This is a genomic window from Streptomyces sp. NPDC002520, assembly GCF_053595235.1.
Genome location: NZ_JBSFXG010000053.1, coordinates 18,877 through 35,429 on the forward strand (window position 1 = coordinate 18,877; position 16,553 = coordinate 35,429).

The 16,553-nt window shown below is 72.2% G+C and carries 25 protein-coding genes; all 25 read left to right on the forward strand.

All coding sequences use genetic code 11. The annotated features are described in order from the left end of the window. Positions 1 to 173: 173 nt before the first annotated feature. The 25 genes from ACWD5D_RS40900 (at position 174) to ACWD5D_RS41020 (ending at position 16,437) form a co-directional block, all read left to right on the forward strand. Entirely contained in the window at positions 174 to 425 is a 252-nt protein-coding gene (locus ACWD5D_RS40900; RefSeq protein ID WP_451377831.1) for a WhiB family transcriptional regulator, read from the forward strand. Positions 426 to 577: 152 nt separating this feature from the next. Next, entirely contained in the window at positions 578 to 787 is a 210-nt protein-coding gene (locus tag ACWD5D_RS40905; protein ID WP_451377832.1) for a hypothetical protein, read from the forward strand. A 106-nt stretch (positions 788 to 893) separates the two neighbouring features. Continuing rightward, positions 894 to 1,352 (forward strand): hypothetical protein, encoded by a 459-nt coding sequence (locus ACWD5D_RS40910; RefSeq protein WP_451377833.1) that lies wholly within the window; start codon positions 894 to 896, stop codon positions 1,350 to 1,352. Further along, on the forward strand, positions 1,352 to 3,505 hold the full coding sequence (locus tag ACWD5D_RS40915; protein ID WP_451377834.1) for a hypothetical protein: 2,154 nt from the start codon (positions 1,352 to 1,354) through the stop codon (positions 3,503 to 3,505). The genes ACWD5D_RS40910 and ACWD5D_RS40915 overlap by 1 nt, the downstream gene beginning before the upstream one ends. A 165-nt stretch (positions 3,506 to 3,670) precedes the next feature. Further along, positions 3,671 to 5,161 (forward strand): hypothetical protein, encoded by a 1,491-nt coding sequence (locus tag ACWD5D_RS40920; protein ID WP_451377835.1) that lies wholly within the window; start codon positions 3,671 to 3,673, stop codon positions 5,159 to 5,161. After that, positions 5,158 to 5,331: a hypothetical protein gene (locus tag ACWD5D_RS40925; protein ID WP_451377836.1), complete on the forward strand. Its 174-nt coding sequence runs from the start codon at positions 5,158 to 5,160 to the stop codon at positions 5,329 to 5,331. The genes ACWD5D_RS40920 and ACWD5D_RS40925 overlap by 4 nt, the downstream gene beginning before the upstream one ends. A gap of 134 nt (positions 5,332 to 5,465) precedes the next feature. Beyond that, the gene (locus tag ACWD5D_RS40930; RefSeq protein ID WP_451377837.1) at positions 5,466 to 5,969 is read left to right on the forward strand and encodes a hypothetical protein; all 504 of its coding nucleotides are present in this window, start codon (positions 5,466 to 5,468) and stop codon (positions 5,967 to 5,969) included. Next, positions 5,953 to 6,414, forward strand: a complete 462-nt coding sequence (locus ACWD5D_RS40935; RefSeq protein ID WP_451377838.1) for an RRQRL motif-containing zinc-binding protein — start codon at positions 5,953 to 5,955, stop codon at positions 6,412 to 6,414. Before ACWD5D_RS40930 ends, ACWD5D_RS40935 begins: the two co-directional genes overlap by 17 nt. A gap of 103 nt (positions 6,415 to 6,517) precedes the next feature. After that, positions 6,518 to 7,123, forward strand: a complete 606-nt coding sequence (locus tag ACWD5D_RS40940; protein ID WP_451377839.1) for a hypothetical protein — start codon at positions 6,518 to 6,520, stop codon at positions 7,121 to 7,123. Positions 7,124 to 7,215: 92 nt separating this feature from the next. Continuing rightward, positions 7,216 to 7,686: a Pycsar system effector family protein gene (locus tag ACWD5D_RS40945; protein WP_451377840.1), complete on the forward strand. Its 471-nt coding sequence runs from the start codon at positions 7,216 to 7,218 to the stop codon at positions 7,684 to 7,686. Positions 7,687 to 7,785: 99 nt separating this feature from the next. Beyond that, positions 7,786 to 8,355, forward strand: coding sequence for a hypothetical protein (locus tag ACWD5D_RS40950; RefSeq protein ID WP_451377841.1), 570 nt, complete (start codon positions 7,786 to 7,788; stop codon positions 8,353 to 8,355). Between the two features lie 101 nt (positions 8,356 to 8,456). Further along, the gene (locus ACWD5D_RS40955; RefSeq protein ID WP_451377842.1) at positions 8,457 to 8,843 is read left to right on the forward strand and encodes a hypothetical protein; all 387 of its coding nucleotides are present in this window, start codon (positions 8,457 to 8,459) and stop codon (positions 8,841 to 8,843) included. Positions 8,844 to 8,942: 99 nt separating this feature from the next. Next, a complete protein-coding gene (locus ACWD5D_RS40960) occupies positions 8,943 to 9,641 on the forward strand; it encodes a hypothetical protein (RefSeq protein ID WP_451377843.1) in 699 nt (232 codons plus the stop codon). A gap of 87 nt (positions 9,642 to 9,728) precedes the next feature. After that, positions 9,729 to 10,355 (forward strand): hypothetical protein, encoded by a 627-nt coding sequence (locus ACWD5D_RS40965; protein ID WP_451377844.1) that lies wholly within the window; start codon positions 9,729 to 9,731, stop codon positions 10,353 to 10,355. A 76-nt stretch (positions 10,356 to 10,431) separates the two neighbouring features. Beyond that, complete coding sequence (locus ACWD5D_RS40970) at positions 10,432 to 11,004, forward strand: hypothetical protein (RefSeq protein WP_451377845.1); 573 nt, start codon at positions 10,432 to 10,434, stop codon at positions 11,002 to 11,004. Between the two features lie 41 nt (positions 11,005 to 11,045). Continuing rightward, a complete protein-coding gene (locus ACWD5D_RS40975; RefSeq protein ID WP_451377846.1) occupies positions 11,046 to 11,843 on the forward strand; it encodes a hypothetical protein in 798 nt (265 codons plus the stop codon). Between the two features lie 14 nt (positions 11,844 to 11,857). Then, entirely contained in the window at positions 11,858 to 12,271 is a 414-nt protein-coding gene (locus tag ACWD5D_RS40980; protein WP_451377847.1) for an NUDIX domain-containing protein, read from the forward strand. A gap of 103 nt (positions 12,272 to 12,374) precedes the next feature. Next, positions 12,375 to 12,677, forward strand: coding sequence for a hypothetical protein (locus ACWD5D_RS40985; protein ID WP_451377848.1), 303 nt, complete (start codon positions 12,375 to 12,377; stop codon positions 12,675 to 12,677). A gap of 88 nt (positions 12,678 to 12,765) precedes the next feature. Continuing rightward, positions 12,766 to 13,446 (forward strand): GGDEF domain-containing protein, encoded by a 681-nt coding sequence (locus ACWD5D_RS40990; protein WP_451377849.1) that lies wholly within the window; start codon positions 12,766 to 12,768, stop codon positions 13,444 to 13,446. Beyond that, a complete protein-coding gene (locus ACWD5D_RS40995) occupies positions 13,443 to 13,898 on the forward strand; it encodes a hypothetical protein (protein ID WP_451377850.1) in 456 nt (151 codons plus the stop codon). Before ACWD5D_RS40990 ends, ACWD5D_RS40995 begins: the two co-directional genes overlap by 4 nt. Then, positions 13,895 to 14,443 carry a WhiB family transcriptional regulator gene (locus ACWD5D_RS41000; protein ID WP_451377851.1) on the forward strand — a complete coding sequence of 183 codons (549 nt, stop codon included), beginning with the start codon at positions 13,895 to 13,897 and terminating at the stop codon, positions 14,441 to 14,443. The genes ACWD5D_RS40995 and ACWD5D_RS41000 overlap by 4 nt, the downstream gene beginning before the upstream one ends. A 2-nt stretch (positions 14,444 to 14,445) precedes the next feature. Continuing rightward, positions 14,446 to 15,303 carry an Lsr2 family DNA-binding protein gene (locus ACWD5D_RS41005; RefSeq protein ID WP_451377852.1) on the forward strand — a complete coding sequence of 286 codons (858 nt, stop codon included), beginning with the start codon at positions 14,446 to 14,448 and terminating at the stop codon, positions 15,301 to 15,303. A 1-nt stretch (position 15,304) separates the two neighbouring features. Next, a complete protein-coding gene (locus tag ACWD5D_RS41010) occupies positions 15,305 to 15,787 on the forward strand; it encodes a hypothetical protein (RefSeq protein WP_451377853.1) in 483 nt (160 codons plus the stop codon). Positions 15,788 to 15,799: 12 nt separating this feature from the next. Then, positions 15,800 to 16,261 (forward strand): hypothetical protein, encoded by a 462-nt coding sequence (locus tag ACWD5D_RS41015; protein WP_451377854.1) that lies wholly within the window; start codon positions 15,800 to 15,802, stop codon positions 16,259 to 16,261. Further along, entirely contained in the window at positions 16,261 to 16,437 is a 177-nt protein-coding gene (locus tag ACWD5D_RS41020; protein WP_451377855.1) for a hypothetical protein, read from the forward strand. The genes ACWD5D_RS41015 and ACWD5D_RS41020 overlap by 1 nt, the downstream gene beginning before the upstream one ends. Positions 16,438 to 16,553 lie beyond the last annotated feature (116 nt).

Below are 16,553 nucleotides of genomic sequence, written 5' to 3' on the forward strand. Positions count from 1 at the left end.
GGTGGACACCGGCTCTGCCAACCGCGACAGCCCCAGGGATGAGGCCCCCTGGGGCTGTCCAGGACCTGGATGGAGGCCCTGTTGAACGCTTTCAGCGTCGCACGGAACGACGAAACCAACGATCCGATCATCGAAGAGGCCCTGCGCAGGGCCCGCGCCGGGAAGTGACCGCCGTGGACTGGCGCCACCAGGCGTCGTGCCGCGAAGAGGATCCGGAGCTGTTCTTCCCCATTGGCAACACCGGCCCGGCGCTCTTGCAGATCGAAGAGGCCAAGGCTGTCTGCCGTCGATGCCCTGCACAACCCGCCTGCCTGGAATGGGCGTTGGAGTCCGGACAGGGCGACGGCGTGTGGGGCGGGCTTGCCGAGGACGAGCGTCGGGCGCTCAAGCGCCGCGCTGCCCGTGCCCGGACCCGCGCCGCCTGATCAACCCGCACCGCTTCCTGCGTTGCCCAGTCGCCCCCGGCCCGCCCCGCGCGGTCCGGCGGCGGTGGAGAGCGACGGAAGCCCGCTTCCCGCTCGTCTCGGCCCTCGCGGCTGGAGAGCACCTGCCCCGACCCGCCCTCCTGGAGGACCTTGTGATCTCCCTTCCCCTGTTCCTGCTCGCCGGTGGCGCCACCTGGCTGTTCTGGCGCTCCGACATGCGAGCCGGAGTCCTGATCGCCGCCCTGGTCTGCGGCTACGCCCTCGCCACGTCCCCGCTCGCCGGGGCGATCAACGGCATGGGCCACGGCATCGCCACGGCGGTGCAGAACGCCAACAACGACCAGGCCAGCAGCAGCCGGTGAACCTGCCGCTTGCCTGTGGCCCCGGCCCCGGCCGGGACCGCGGGGAGGTGACAGAGCCCCCGCCCGCACAACCCCCTCGCCCCTCTTCAGGAAGGACAACCCGTTCATGAGTGACGGCGACGCCCCGGTCGGCTCGAACCTCGGCCAGCTCATCAAGCAGCTGGACGCCATCGAGTTCCGCACCGACCGCGACCTCTACAACTACGCCCGCATCCTGCGTGCCATCGGCTTCGAGCTGTACATGCGGATCGGGATGGACGCCGACATGGTCACCGCGATCTTGTCCCAGTACAAGGGCAAGTGGTGGACGTTCGGCGCCCAGAGCAAGATCCGCGCCAAGCTGGTCGGCGGCCACCTCAAGGCCGGCGCGACCGCCGCGAAGGTGCTCGGCCTGTCGGGCGTGAAGATGTACGCCTCGTTCGTCAAGCACTTCATCAAGCCCGAGCAGGAGGCCGAGGCCGAGGCCCGCAAGGGCAAGGGCAAGGGCCGCCCCGGGTTCTCCATCGGTGACAAGCCGAGCACCGGATCCGCCGGTAAGCCCGGTGAAGCAGGAAGGGCCGCGTGATGGCACGCCGCGTCTCCAAGTCCAAGACGATCGACACCCGTACCGAGGAAGAGCAGCAGCAGGACCGGGCGCGGCGGCTCCGCTACGCCGGGCCATGGGCGGTCACCGCCCTCGGGCCCATCCTTGTGGAGGGCGCCCACGTCACCGTCGCCGGGAACCCGGCCGCGCTCGCCCTGGCCACCCTGGGCATCGCGGCGACCGGCACCGGGCTGTGCCGCTTCCTCAACCACCTGGACGCCAAGGCGAAGCGGGACAAGGACACCGTCCGGATGCACCAGGTCAACACGGTCGCGGTCACCGCGGCCGTCACGCTCGGCACCATCACCGGTGTCGACACGGCCGAGACCGCTGGCGCCTGGGCGCTGGGCGGCATCGGCCTGGCCCTGGCCAACAACCTCTGGAGCTCGTTCCACAAGAAGGGGTCTGAGAAGGGCGCCTCCAAGTGGGAGAAGCTGGAGAGCGAGATCGGCCTGGCCAAGCACGAGCTGAAGGAAGCGAAGTCCAACGGCAAGGGCACCGTGATCGCCACGGTGGAGGCCAAGGACGGCGCGACGGCCGAGGACCTGGCCCGGCGGATCCCCGCCATGGCCGCCGCCATGAAGATCGGCAAGGGGCGCATCACCCACGTCGTGGACGATGACGACTCCTCCATGGTCACCATGCGCGTCCAGGTCGCCGACCTCCTCAAGGAGGGCTTCCCCTGGCGCGGCCCGTCCGCGTTCGGTGCGTCCATCGGCGACGTCCCGATCCGCACCGGCCGCTACGAAGACGGCGAGGACCTGCTCCTCAACCTCACCGGCCAGCTGCGTGACCCGGGCCCGCTGTCCAACGGCAACGTCGAGCACGCCATCGCGATGGGCGTGAACGGCGCGGGCAAGACCCAGGGCAACCAGCTCATCCTCGTGGAGGTCGCCACCCGCACCGAGGCCACCTCGATCGTGATCGACTGCTCGAAGTTCCAGCAGGACTTCGGGCACATCAGGCACGGCATCGAGTGGCCGATCGACAAGAAGGACGCCGCCCGGCGGTTCTTCAAGATCCTTCCCAACGCGATCGAGAAGCGCACCGACTTCCTCGCTGCCAAGGGTTTGTCGAAGTGGGAGCCGGGCTGCGGTCTCAACTTCCTCGTCGTGATCGGTGAGGAGGCCGCGGACTTCGCCGCCGACAACGAGCACTACCAGAAGATCCTGCGGACGGCCCGTGCGGCTGGCATCTGGATCCTGACCTCCATCCAGCGCGCCACGCACAACAACATGGACACCGACTCCCGCGCGAACAGCCCGGCCGGGCTGTGCTTCGGTCTCCGTGACGGCGCCGACGCCCAGTACTGCCTCCCGGACGAGGCGACCGACGCCGGCGCCTGGCCGCAGTGGGGCAACCGCAAGCCGGGCTACCACTACGCGGCAGGCCTGGGCATCCCGGAGGAGCGGTGGCACATCACCGCCCGCACCGAGCTGGCCAGCAAGCGCGACCAAGCCGACGCCGTCACCGCCGGGGCCGCGATCCGCACCCCGCTGGACACGGTCACGGCCGAGGCGTTCGGCGACCTGTACGTCAACCGCACCACGTACGACGCCCCCCTGCTGCCCAAGGAGGAGGGAGAGGACAGCACCCCGCAGCAGGCGGCCCCGTCCCCGGCCCCCGCCGCCGCGTCGGCCTCCCCGGCCGTCGAGACGGCACCGGCCTACTCCGGACCGCCGGACGAGGAGATGGACGACGTGGACGAGGAGACGATGGCGGCCGAGGTCGAGGAGCTCACCGAGATGCTCAAGAACGTGCTGGACGAGGACCCCGAGCCCGGTCAGTACGACCACCTGCGCATCGAGGACGAGATCGAAGCCCCGGCCGAGGACGCCCCGGTGCTCAGCCTGGGCGGCGACGTCGACGACGCCGACAAGCTGACCAGCGAGCAGGGCCGTCAGGAGCTCTACGAGCGGCTCGACAAGTGGGTTCGCGAAGGCAAAAACAGCTTCGCTCCCCGCGACGTCACCGACATCCTCATGCGGCTCGGTCTCTCGGACAGCAAGCGCTGGTTCTACCGCGAGCGCGACCGGCTGATCAAGGCCGAGGTGATCTCCGTGGACGAGTCGGACGACGGCTTCGGCCTGTACGACATCCTCCGCTCCCCCCTCTCCGGAAACAACGGAGAGTAACGAAAACCGGGTCCGCACGGTGCGTAGCGTTGCGCACCGTGCGCACCCGTCCCCGCCCCAGGTAAGGGGCCCGCACCTTAGCCGCGCACCACCCGATGCGTACCTATTTGTCCTACGCGCACGGTGCGCGCCGCACCTCCGCGCACCTTACGGAAGGTAATCAGAATGAGCGCCCCGACCGCTCTCCGGCCGAAGGTGGCCGGCCCGCCACGAACCCTCCCGCCCGTCACTATCGATGACGCCACCAAGGCCAAGAAGTCCATCGTCAAGCTGGACGAGGTCCTGGCCATGGTCACCAAGGCGCTCCTCACCCTCGGTGGGGGCGCTTTGATCTTCACTTGCGTGAATGTGACCCGGTTCGGCGTCTCCCACGAGATCCCCTGGTACATCGCCTGGATGCTGGACCCGCTGGCCAGCCTCGCCCTGATCACCGTCCTGTACGTCGATGGCGTCCTGGCTGAGCACGGCGGCGACTACAAGCCCGGCGGCTGGCCGTTCCTCCTGCGCTGGACCGCCGGCCTGTCCACCTGGGTCATGAACTGCTGGACGTCGCTGTACCCGGACGGGCACTTCCACTTCATCCCGCAGAAGCCGGACGCCGGCGGCATCCTGCTCCACTCCGTCGCCCCGGCCCTGCTGATCCTGCTCGCGGAAGCCGCCACCGGCTACCGCAAGTACGCGACACGGCGCCGCGGCGAACTGACCGCGATCATCGCCCGGTTCGAGTCCGTGAAGGCCACGGAACGCGAGGCCGCCCAGAAGCGAGCCCGCGAGGTCGCCGAACGCGAGGCCGCCGAAAAGCGCGAGGCCGCAGAACGCGAGGCGCAGCGTGAGCGCGACCGCGAAGAACGCGAGGCCGCTCGGCTCGAACGCGAGGAAAACGCGAGGCTCGAAAACGAGCGGCGCCAGGCAGAAATCGAGGCGACCGCTCGGGCCCGCCGCGACGAAATCGAGGCAGAACGCGAGCGGCTCCAGATGCAGGAGCGGGCGGCAGAAATCGAGGCGTCCCGGCGCAAGACCGAGGCCGAGATCGAGACGCAGCAGCGCCGCGCGCAGTGGGAGCTGGAGCAGGCCGAGCGGGACCGGGAGGCCAAGCGCCAGGCCGAGATCACCACGGCGGAAGCCCAGGCTGAGGCGCTGCGCAAGGAGGCCGAGGCCGTTGCGGAGGCCGAGCGGATCAAGGCCGAGGCTGAGGCCCGCGCCCTGGAGGAGGCCGAGAAGCTCAAGCGGCAGCGCGCTCTGGAGCGGGCCGCCGCACGCACCCGCAGCGCCTCGGAAACTGGCGCTGCCCGCGCCTCGATTTCTGCGGGCCGTTCCTCGGAAAGTGCCTCGGAGAACGGGGCCGCGCTCGTCGCGGTTCCCGCGCTGACCGCCTCGGAAAGTGAGGGCCGCGTCCCTCGCGAAGTGCGGGCGAAGCAGCGTGACGAGGCCGAGCGGTACATCGCGAAGTGCGAACTGTCCGGCCTCACGCCGGACTTGGACGGCCTCGCGAAGCACTACGACAAGGGCGAGACGTGGGTCGGAGACCGCGTCCGCGCCGCCAAGCGCCGCCTCGCGGAAGAGGACGGGTTCGAGGACTCGGTGATCGAGGACGCGCTGGACGGCTTCACCGACGACAACACCAACGACAGCGACGACGCTGCGGGCGCGGCATGAGCGGCGCCCCGGCAGAAGAGGAGGACACCACCGTGGAGTTCACGTTCGACTTCACCGAGCAGAGGCCGGAGCCGATCGAGCTGCTGCCCGAGGCCGGCGCCGACCGCCCGCCGCTGATCCTGGCGCGCAGCGAGCCGCTGATGCCGATCCGCTACCGGCCCCTCGCCTGAACCGCTTCGACGGCTCCACTGGCCCCCGAGATGTTGAAGCCACCTCGGGGGCCGGTGAAGAGGCCGAAGCCTCCCCGGGCGATCACACGCCAGCGATCCCGCCCGAGCTCCCCACGGATGAGGAGGACACCATCATGCCGTCGAACGGCGAGCAGCCCCAGACCTACTACCCGACGCCGATGCCGCCCCAGTACGCGCAGGCGCCCGTCCCCGCGTACGGACAGCACGTCGTCCCGCTCCCCCAGGGCACGGTCGTCTACCCGGCGACCGCCGGCATCGACGGCGTGGTCGTCGTCCCCGGCCCGGCCGGGCAGTCCGTCGCCTACTACACCCCGCCGCCCGCCCCGGCCCCGCAGCCGCTCGTCTCCCCGCTCCTGGTCAAGGCCGCGCTCGTGGCCTTCATCGTGGGCGTCGGCGGCGTCGGCCTCTACTTCCTGATCGGCGCCCTGGTCGCGCTCGTCCAGGCGCTCGTCACCCTCGGCCTGGTCGCCCTGGCGGGCTTGGGCGGCTTCGTCCTGCTGAAGATGTTCAGCACCGGCTCCGGCCGGGGCGGCACCAACGTGCACGTCCAGGCCCGCGGCCGCGCCCGCGTCCAGGTCCACACCGGCCGTGGACACAACCGTGGCCGCCGCCGCTGAACCTGCACCTGCGGAAGAGCCGGCCGTCCAGGACGTCGACCCGTACGGAACCGACGACTTCCCGGTCTACCGCTGGCGCCAGGCCCCCAAGGGACTGGCCACCCGCAGGCAGCTGCGCGAGATGCGCTTACGCCCCGGCGGCCAAGAGCCCGTTGCCGAGATCGAGTGCCGGGGCGGCAAGCGCCGGGCCTGGCTCTACGAGATCGACAAGGCGCTGCCGATACGGCCCATGACCCTCGCCAAGGAACTCGCGCTCGACAAGGCCATGGCCGCACGCCAGACCTGCCCGCTGTGCAGGCGCCGCTACTACCACTGCCTCCGTCTGCGGACGATCGGCAGCTGTGAAGAGTGCTACGACGGCACGCCCGCTGACCCGCACTCCTATCTCAACTCCCGCCCCGTCACGCCCCCGCAGCCCTGCGAGAGCGGTCTGACGGCTGCCTGATCCACCCGGCCCGGCACCAGCTGCGGCCGGGTGGTGAAGGGGAGCCGGACAGCCCGGCACTTCCGTTCACGCCGCCGCCGACCACCGCGAAGGAGCAGCACCGGTGACCGAGCCCAACAAGCCCGAACCCCAGCCCGAGCCGTCCGTCCCGCCGCTGGACACGATCGCCGACAGCGACCGCATGCCGCCCCGCAAGCCGCGCACTGCGCCGCCCCGGCCGGCCCCGATCCGGCTGCAGGACGACGTCCCCACCGGCGCCCTGGTCGCCTTCTTCGTCATCGGCACCGCCGCCGTCCTCTTCGCCCTGGTCAAGGGCGTGCCGAAGGCGATCGACTGGTCCCACCACCAGGACTGGCACTGGTTCACCCAGTGGACCGCCACCGTCGCTGACCCCGTCCACGCCTACCTCGCCGCGCACACCGTCGGCCTTCCGCTGACGGCCTCCAGCGCGTTCGCCATCTGGCAGGGCGTCGGCCTCGCCGCACTCCTTCTGGCCTGGTTCACCGGGGCGTTCGGCGCGCGCCTGACCTGGACCGCGCACGGCGCCTGCACGGCGGCGATGGTGTGGGACGCGGCCCCCGCCGCCGGACGCCCCGTCGCCACCGCGCTGGCCGTCCTCGCCTGGACCATCGGCAGCCTGTTCGCGCTGCGCGGCCTGTCCCTGCGCCCGGTACTCCACATCCACAACCACAACCACCCCGCCCGCTGACGGTCTGGCGGCTGCCTGATCCACCCGTCCCGCCGTACGCGGGCCGGGTGGTGACGGGGAGCCGGACAGCCCGGCCAGAAGGGGAGCCGACCATGACCCTCAGCACCGAGTCCTCCGTGACGGACAAGAACCTGGACGCGGCCTGTGCCGCCGTCACCACGGAGATCGGGCGCACGGACAGCAAGGCGTCGCTGTTACTGGCCTTCGACGGTGCGGTCCTCGCCGGACTCGCCAGCCTCGCCGACAAGGACCTGCCCCGCACCGCCCAGCTCGTCGGCGCCGCCGCCGCCCTCGCGCTCGTGGCCGCCGCCGTGCTGCTGCTCCTGGTCGTGCGGCCCGACCTCGGGGGCCGCACCCCGGCGCCCGGGTCGTTCCCGTCCTGGGCGCGGCTGGACGCGGACGCGATCCGGGCCTCCATGGACACCGACACCCGCAGCGCCCGCATCAAGACCCTGTCGACCATCGCCGTCGCCAAGTACGAGCGGCTGGCCCGCGCGGTCGACACGATCCTCGCCTCCCTCGCCCTGCTCCTGGTCGCCGCCGTCCTCGCGGTCGCCGGATGAGCAGCTGGCCGTACGCGCTCGTCCTGGTCCTCATCGCCGTGGCGGCCACCATCGCCGTCCGGCACGCCCACCGCACCGACACCGACAAGGAGTAGGCCCGTGGCCCTCACCCTCTTCACCCGCCGCCCCGCCCCCGCCGACCTTCCGGCCGTCGAGCCCGAGCCGTGGCCCGAGATCGGCGAGACCTGGAAGCCCGAAGGCGTCAACATCGTTCAGCGGTACTACAACCAGGCGCACGCGGTCGTCCTCGTCTACACCGCCGCGCAGGACTACCGCCACAACGTCGCCTGCCTGGGCTGCCACTTCGTCAAGGCCAACAACAAGTTCACCAGCCACGGGTGGCTCGAACTGAAGGAGGCGGCCACGGCCGCCAACGACCACGCCACCGATTGCCGCGCGCTCCCCCGCGACATTCCGGCCCGCCCGGACGACCACGCCGTGCGAGAGCGGCTGAGCACCTGGGTGACCGGCTGCCGGAACCGCGGGGCAGACGAGCAGGTCTGGATCGAGTCGCTGGACCTGATCCGGCTCACCCTCCAGCGCACCGATGACTCGATCGAGGCCGCGCTCCAGCAGCTGGCGGTCGACCAGCCGGAGATCCTGCGCACCGACCGCTGCGAGTACAGCGACCGCGTCCGGTACTACGCCCGCCGCTTGATCGAGAGCTGACCGGCGCTCTCCGTGCGCCCCCGGCCTCCCCGGCGGCCGGGGCCGCGCGGTGTCCGCCCGGTCACCCGGACCAGGCGATGGGCCCTCCCCCGGAGGTCACCGTGCCCCTCACCCGCCGCTCTCTGATGGACGTCGCCGCCGCGCGCTTCGGCTGGCGCCGCGCCTACGGCGACACCACCAAGGTCGACGCGCTGCTCACCGAGCAGTCCGAGACCGCGTACACCGCCGCCGCCGACCACGCCGCGCTCGCCACCGCGAAGAACACCGACGCCCTGGCCGTGCAGCCCGGCGTCCTGGACGCCCGCGGCCGGATCCTCGCCGACGTCCTCTACCTCGAGGGCGTCCTCATCGGCGCCCGCAACCGCGGCCTGCCCAGCGAGGTCATCGAGCGCCTGGAGGACGTCGTCGACCACGGCCACGAGATGACCGTGCTGCTCGCCGACGCCGTCCGCTCCACCGCCGCCGCCCACGCGAGTAGCGGCAACTGAGACGCCCGGGACGGCCGCTGGCGTGCGGCCCGGCCGTCCCGGAGCCCCATCCCCTTCCCTCACCAGAGCGCATCCGACAGAAGAAGGAGTCCCACCATCATGAACCGAGCTGTTCGCCGCGCCACCATCACCGTCGCCGACGCCGCCACCGAGGGCTTGGACATGGTCACCGTCGTGGTCGGCGGCGCCATCGGCGCCTGGGCGGGCTACACCTACTCGCCCGACACCTGGTCCGGCGACTGGCGGCTGGCCTTCGCCGGAGGCGTCGCGGTCGTCGCCGCCGTCGCCGTCAACTCCCTGGCCGAGCTGTTCCTGACCCCGCTGCGCCGCCTGCTCACCAAGGCCCGCAGCACTGCCCGGCCGACCACCACGAGGCGCACCGCTCCGGCCGCACCGACCACGCTGGCCGAGGGCCTGGCGCAGGTCGCCGCCGCCACCGGCAACGACGCTGCCTCCCGTGCCGCATCCGACGCGTGGCGGATCGACCAGGGCGAGGGCTTCCTGCGGGACGAGGACCGGTGGCGCGGCTACGAGGACGGCGAGGCGTCCTTCTTCCTCGCCCCCGGCGTCTGGCTGCACTACCGCAGCGAGAAGAACGAGTTCGGCCACCGCAAGCCCCAGTTCACGCTGCTGACCGGTGACGGCGACCAGCCGGTGCCGATCACCAACGTGGAGGAGATCCGCCACCAGCTCGCCGCCCGCGCCGCCGGCCTCCCCGCCGCCCCGGCCGCCGACGACACCGAGGACCAGGACGACGTCCTGGACGACGACCTCACCGGACTGCACGCCACCGCCTGACGGGCTGCCCGTGCCGCCCCGGCCCTTCGAGGCCGGGGCGGTGCGGTGGCCAATCAGCAACTTCCCCGAGCCGGAAGGCCCTCCCGCATGAAGCCCGCCCAGATCACCGTCATCCGCGACGGCCTGTTCACCTCCCGCCGTCTGACCGCCGACATCACCGACACCGTGCCCACCGCGCAGCGCCTGGTGAAGGAGCACTTCGGCCGGCGCCCGCTGATCGCCGTGGAGGTGGTGGTCACCTCCACCAACCGGATCTCCCGCCTCGCCACGATGTCGCAGGGCGCGGCCGCTGGCCTGAAGCCGCAGGCGTGGGAGAACAAGACGCTCACCCTGACCTCCCGCCCGCACGACCTGTACTCGGTGGCGGTCATCGCCCCCAAGAACGTGATCCGGGTCCTGGTCAACGCCAAGCGTCTGCGCCGCCGCCAGCGCGAGATCGGCGCGACGCTCGTATGGGCGTTCGTGGAGGTCGACCAGCTGTGCCGCAAGGGCGCCTGGGACCACCGCATCGCTCTGACCCGCCACGAACTGGGGGTCAACGTCCTGCCCAAGCACAAGGCCCGCGCGCTGTACCGGGTCGAGGCGGGCTGGGAGGCGGAGGCCGAGAAGGTCACCGGCCAGATCGTCGGCAAGGTGATCCGGCAGAACCGGCAGGCCGAGGCCGCCGCCGAACGCGAAGCCGCCAGCACCGCCGCCGCGCAGGGCACTGCCTGACCCGGCACCGTGCCGCCCCGGCCCTCCCCGGCCGGGACGGCGCGGTGCCCCGTCAGCCCGCCCCGCAGGAGGACCCTTGACCCGCACCATCACCACGGCGGCCCCCGACCGCCTCACCGCCGTCCTTGCCGACGTCCTCGGCACCGACTGGACGCCGCCGCCCGCGCTGGACTGGCCCGTCGTCTTCACCAGCGAGGCCATCGACCGCGACCTCACCTGCTACCCCGACCGGAAGAACAGCCGGCTCATCTTCCAGCTGTCCCCGGCCGGGGCCGCCTCGAACGACTTCAGCCGCCGCCTGTTCGCGAAGTACACCCCCGACCTGACCGGCCACGACAGCATCCACGGCTGGCTCGCCGACGGCGACCTGGCCGCCGTCGCCGACGCCCTGGCCGTGATCCTGGAGCGGCTGATCGAACAGCCCCTCCCCGAGCGCGTCGCCCTCGCCGACCCGCTGCAGACCGAGCGCGAGCGCCTGGCCGAGCAAGCCAGGGAACTGGCCGCGAACGCCTCTTACTTCGCCGCCGGCCTCATCTGGTCCCAGCCCGTCGGCGACGATGCCCAGCGGCTCGCCACCCTCGCCCGCAACCTCGCGCACACCGCGACCCGCGTGGACGAGCTGCGCGGCTACAAGAACCCCCGCCGCTGACCCGACCAGTCACCAGCACGTTCCCGACCACGGAGGAAGTCATGGCACGCAGCAACCGGCCCGTCGTCCACTACATGGCGACCAGGCCCGATGGCACCGTCCCGCCCACCTGCGAGCACCTCGCCCGCTACTACAGCGCCCAGGGCGAGACGATCCCGACCGTCAACCTTGCCGACCACATCGGTCAGGTCATCGACCACCCCAGCCCCGGGAAGAAGTGGTACACCGACAAGCCGTTCAGCTACTTCCACATGTACACCCGGCCCGGCGAGATCCTGGAGCGCATCGAGGACGGCTGGCCGATCCGGCTGTTCGTCGTTGAGCCGCTCGGTGAGACGGGCAACTGGGGCGACGACTTCGCCCCGTACTGGCTGATGTCCCACCAGGTCCGCGTCGTGGAGGAGACCGAGGCGTGGCGTGCGTTCGGACACCGCGGCGAGCAGGTCCTGGCCGCCATCGCCCAGCTGCCCGAACTCGCCCGGCAGTGGGCCGAGGCGTGGGCCGCCGACCCCGAGGGCACGCGCCGCACATACAAGGCGTGGCAGGAGAGGGTGGACGACACCCGCGCGCTGACCGACTGGGCGCACTGGAGGGCGCGGTACTCCCGCCGTTCGGCTGGCCTCGCCACGGCCAACCAGCTCGCCGGGGACGCCGCCGGGCAGGCCGCCACCGACGCCGGGGCCGAACCCAACGCCGTCGCCCTGATCCAGCTGCGGGCCCGCTGCCTGGTCGCCGGTCAGCTCATGCACGACCGCATCCGCAACGGCGAGTACGAGCAGTCGATCCGCGCCCTGCTGCTCGGTGCCGGACTCGACACCACCGCCCCCGTCCCGGCCTGAGCAGGAGGCACCTGATGAGCACCGACACCACGGACGAGACGATCCGCTACACCGCCGACGTCGTCCTGCTCGCCGCCGGCCACGTCCTGCTGATCGAGCGGGGCTGGGACCCGTTCAAGGGCCGGTGGGCCCTGCCCGGCGGTCATGTGGACACGGGGGAGACCAGCCTGGCCGCCTCCGTACGCGAGCTGGAGGAGGAGACCGGCATCAGCGTCCCGGCCGACGACCTGCGGCAGGTCGGCGCGTTCGACGCCCCCGGCCGTGACCCGCGCGGCCGGTACGTCAGCGTCGCCTACACGGCCACCCTGCCCGCGCCGGTCCCGCCGACGGCCGGGGATGACGCCACCGCCGCCCGCTGGTGGCCGCTGACCGCGCTCCCGGACCTCGCGTTCGACCACGCCGACATCCTGGCGCGCGCGACGGGCTGAACCTTCCTCGAGGGACGCGGCGTTCCTCCGTGCCGCCCCGGTGATCCCGGCCGGGGCGGTCGCGGTGTTCCGCCACGACCAGAGCAGGAAGGAGATGGGCGTCATGCCGCAGTCGGAGTTCTACGAGGTAGACGTCCCCATACACCGCACCGACCAGCAGCTGCACGGGCTGCACGTCTTCACCGGCCAGGCCACCTCGCCCGGCGAGGCCCTGACCCGCGCCCATCAGGTCTACGACGCGGCGCTCGCCGCGCGGAAGGCTGGCCTCGCCAACCCCGGCCGTCAGGACGGCGGCTGGGGAGCGAGCGGGGTCCGCGACGGCTGGGAGATGGACTGGAGGGCGGCGAAGGCCGGCGTCTGGTCCAACCCGTTCAGCTGGACCACCAAGAGCAGCTTCGAGCTGTAGATACGCCCCGAGGCAGACGCACACGGCCTGGTAACCGACGCCTGCCTCGGGCCACCCATCCCGTACAAGACGAGAGGGAGCCCCCAGTATGGCCTCCATCGCGCGCGTACACGCCCCGTCCGGACAACGCGCCCTGTACCTCACCACCCTCGCTGTGCCCCTGACCGGCTGGACCGTCCACGCCGTCAGCCTCCACCGCAAACTCAACAAGGCCCGCCGCGACCCGCTCACCGGACTGCTCGGACGCGACGGCTACACCGCCAAGGCCCGGCAGATCACCGACCGGTACGGCGACAACGCCCTGGTGGTCCTCGTGGACCTGGACCACTTCAAGGCCATCAACGACGGCCCCGGCGGGCACGCCGCCGGCGACCGCGTCCTGGCCGTCACCGCGCAGCGCCTCACCGCCTGGGCGGGCAGCCGCGGCGCGGTCGGCAGGCTCGGAGGAGACGAGTTCGCCGTCGCCGTACGGATCGGAGCCGCCCGCCACGAGCTCCGTCTCGCCCAGCTGGTCACCCTGCTCGCGCAGCCCGTGGAGGTCGACAGCGGCGACCTGGTCGACATCGCCGCGTCGATCGGCGCCGCCTCCCCCGACGTCCTCGGCACGACGGACCTGTCCGTGCTTCAGCGGGCCGCCGACGCCGCGATGTACGCGGGCAAGCACACCGGCCGCGCCGTGCTCGCCGACCGCTCCCACGCCACCGTGCCGTCCATCAACGGCCGGCGCGCCGGGCGGCCCGGCACCAGCACCCTCGGAGCCGCCGCGTGAAGCCTCCGATGCTCTACGCCCCGGACCACATCCGCGGCATCACCATCAAGCAGCCCTGGGCGGCCTGCATCCTGCACGGCGACAAGCGCGTCGAGAACCGGCCCAAGTCCTGGGCGCCGGGCTGGCGCCTGCTGCACGCCGGAGCCGAGATGGACCGGGCCGCCCTGCGCGACCCGCTCGTGGCCCGCACGATCCGCGGCCTCGAGCTGCCCACCCGCGCGGTCCTCGGCATCGTCCGCATCACCGGCTCCCACACCGACACCGGCGAGCCGTGCAGCCCCTGGGCGCAGTTCGAGCGCGTCCACGTCGACCTGGACGACGTCCACCCGCTGGCCCTGCCCGTCCCGTGCGACGGGCAGCTCGGCCCGTGGCGCGTCCCGCTCGCCGTGTTCGAGCAGGTCCTCGTCCAACTCCCCGACCTCGCCCAGCAGCTCACGGAGGTCCCGTCATGAGCGGCCCGCGCACCGGCATCCCGATCGTCCCGGCCGTGGTCGCCGACGACCGCATCCCCTTCCCCCACACCGACGCCCCGACCCGTTGCCAGGACGACCCGAAGCTGTTCGCCATCGAGGACGTCACCGAGCGCACCGAGCGGGAGAAGGCCCTCGCCAAGGCCAAGCTCGCCTGCTCCGGCTGCCCGATCGTCACCGGCTGCCTCAAGTGGGCCCTGGCCAACCGGCAGCTCACCCCGACCGGCGTGTGGGCGGCGACCACCGCCCGGGAGCGCACCAAGCTCCGCAAGGACCTGGTGCGCCGCCTCGGGAAGGACTGGGTCGGCGTCGTCGCCGAACAGGACCGCCGTCGGCAGGAGAAGCAGCTCGCGGCCCGCCTCGCCCCGCCGACCGTCCGCGCGACGGTGATGGCCCGCCTGGAGCTGGAGCTCATCCCCACCCGGCCCGCCCCGTACGAGCCGTGGAAGGAGCCGATGACCCCGGCCCGGCAGGCGCAGAACTGGGCGGTCCTCAAGGCCGCGCTGTCGACCAAGGCGGCGGCATAGCGATGTTCAACGACTGGCAGCAGGCCCTCGCAGCCGAGGGCCTGCCCCTGAACCCCAACCCCGTGGAGCAGCAGGCCGCTGCGGCCCGCACCGTCGCCCGCCGCGCGAGCAGCAAGGAGGACCTGGTCCTCCTCCTGGACGTGTGCGGCCTGCCCGGCGACGACGACACCCTCACCGCCCTGCTCCCCCTCCTGCACAGCCCCGAAGGAGCCCCAGACATGCAGCAGACCCAGGCGACCACGGCCCCCAACGCGTTCGAGGCGACGGCGCTGTCCATGTTCTACGCCGACCACTCCATGGAGGAGATCACCGAGGCGACCGGCCTGTCCGAGGATGAGGTCACTGCCCTCGTGGCCGCTCAGCAGCGCAAGGCCGACGCGGGCGAGACCGACGACGCCGCTCCGGCCGCCGCCGACGACACCGCCCCGGCGACCCCGACTGTCGACGACTCGGTGGAGCAGCTGCTCGCGTGGGCCGAGGCCCACCCCACCGCCGGCATCCGCAACAAGGCCGCCCGGGTCCGCGCTGACGTGGCCGAGCTGACCGCCCGCCGCGCCGCCGACGACGCGCAGCGCGAGGCCGAAGAGCGCGTCGCCAAGCTCACGGCCGAGCTGGAGAAGGCGAAGGAGGACCTGCGCGCTGTGAAGGCCGGCACCCACACCACCCCGGCCGCCGCGACGGCCGCGCCGACCCCCATCCGGCCCGGCATCGGCAGCGGGCGCACCCGCGAGGAACTGGCCGCGATCCGTACCTGGGCGCGCGCCAACGGCCACCAGGTCGCCGACGCGGGCATGATCCGCAAGGCCGTGATCGAGGCGTACGACGCCGCCCACCAGGCCCCGGCCGCGAAGGCCAGCTGACATGGGCGACACCGACGCGATCGTCCTGGACGGCTTCCTGGACGAAGAGACCGTGCCCGGCGACCTGCACGGCAGCACCGCCCGCTTCCGGCTCACCGTCTCCCCGACGGACGAGCGCACGGACGAGATGATCCTGCCGTGCAGCGTCGCCGACCCGGAGATGGCACACCAGGTCCTGCACGAACTCACCCCCGGCGACCAGCTGCGCGTCACCGGCTACTTCCGGCTGCCCCGCACGCCGGACGAGCCGATGTGGCTGGTCGTCACCGAGATGGCGCGGCTCCAGCCCACCCCCACCTTCGCGGACGCCTTCACCGCGATGCTGGAGCGCTACGGCCCGTACGTCTGCTACATCGACCACGACACCGACCAGGTCCCGGTGTGGACCGAGGCCGGGATATGGGTCGGCTGCGCGGACACCCCCGGCGACCTCGGAGACCTGCTCGAAGCGTTCGAGCAGCGCCAGGCCGCCGGCGGCGAGTAGCCGGAGGGCTCTGTGCCGATCCGGCCCGAGAACGCCCACCGCTACCCGCGCGACTGGCCCCAGATCAGCGCGCGGATCCGGTTCGAGCGGGCAGGCGGCCGCTGCGAGTGCACGGGCCAGTGCGGCCTCGCGCACCCCGGCGGCCGCTGCCCCGCCGTCCACGAACAGATCCACCCCGACACCGGCTCCGTAGTCGGCCTCACCACCGCCCACCTCAACCACACCCCCGAAGACGTGCGAGACGAGAACCTGCTCGCCGCCTGCCAGCTGTGCCACCTACGCATCGACCACGGCCACCACCGGGTCACCCGCTCGATCACCCTCGCCGCCCGTACGGCGGCCGCCGGGCAGCTCGGCATCCTCGCCGACGCCGACCTGAACCGCATCGAGCCGCCGACCCCGCCCCGGCCGCCCGCGCCCCGCACAGCACGCCCCGACCTCCAGCTCTCCTTCACCGACCAGGAGGCTTCTTGATGTCCGACCAGCCCGCGCGCACCGTCCTGGAGCGCTTCCCCGCCGGCGGCCCCCGCGGCTCCTGGCCCGCAGACGAGTACGCCGCCCAGCAGCAGGCCAACGGGCAGCCCGCCCGGGTCGTCATGGACCTGCGCACCGACAGCTTCCTCGTCATCGCCGACCGCCCCGCCGCGTGACCGCCCGGCCGACGTCGACCTGAGCACCTGAGCACGCGAAGCGGCCCCCGCCGTCCCGGACCTCCATCCCTTAGGTTCTAGCGGTCCTCGCAACGCTCATGATCATGGGAGTTGCG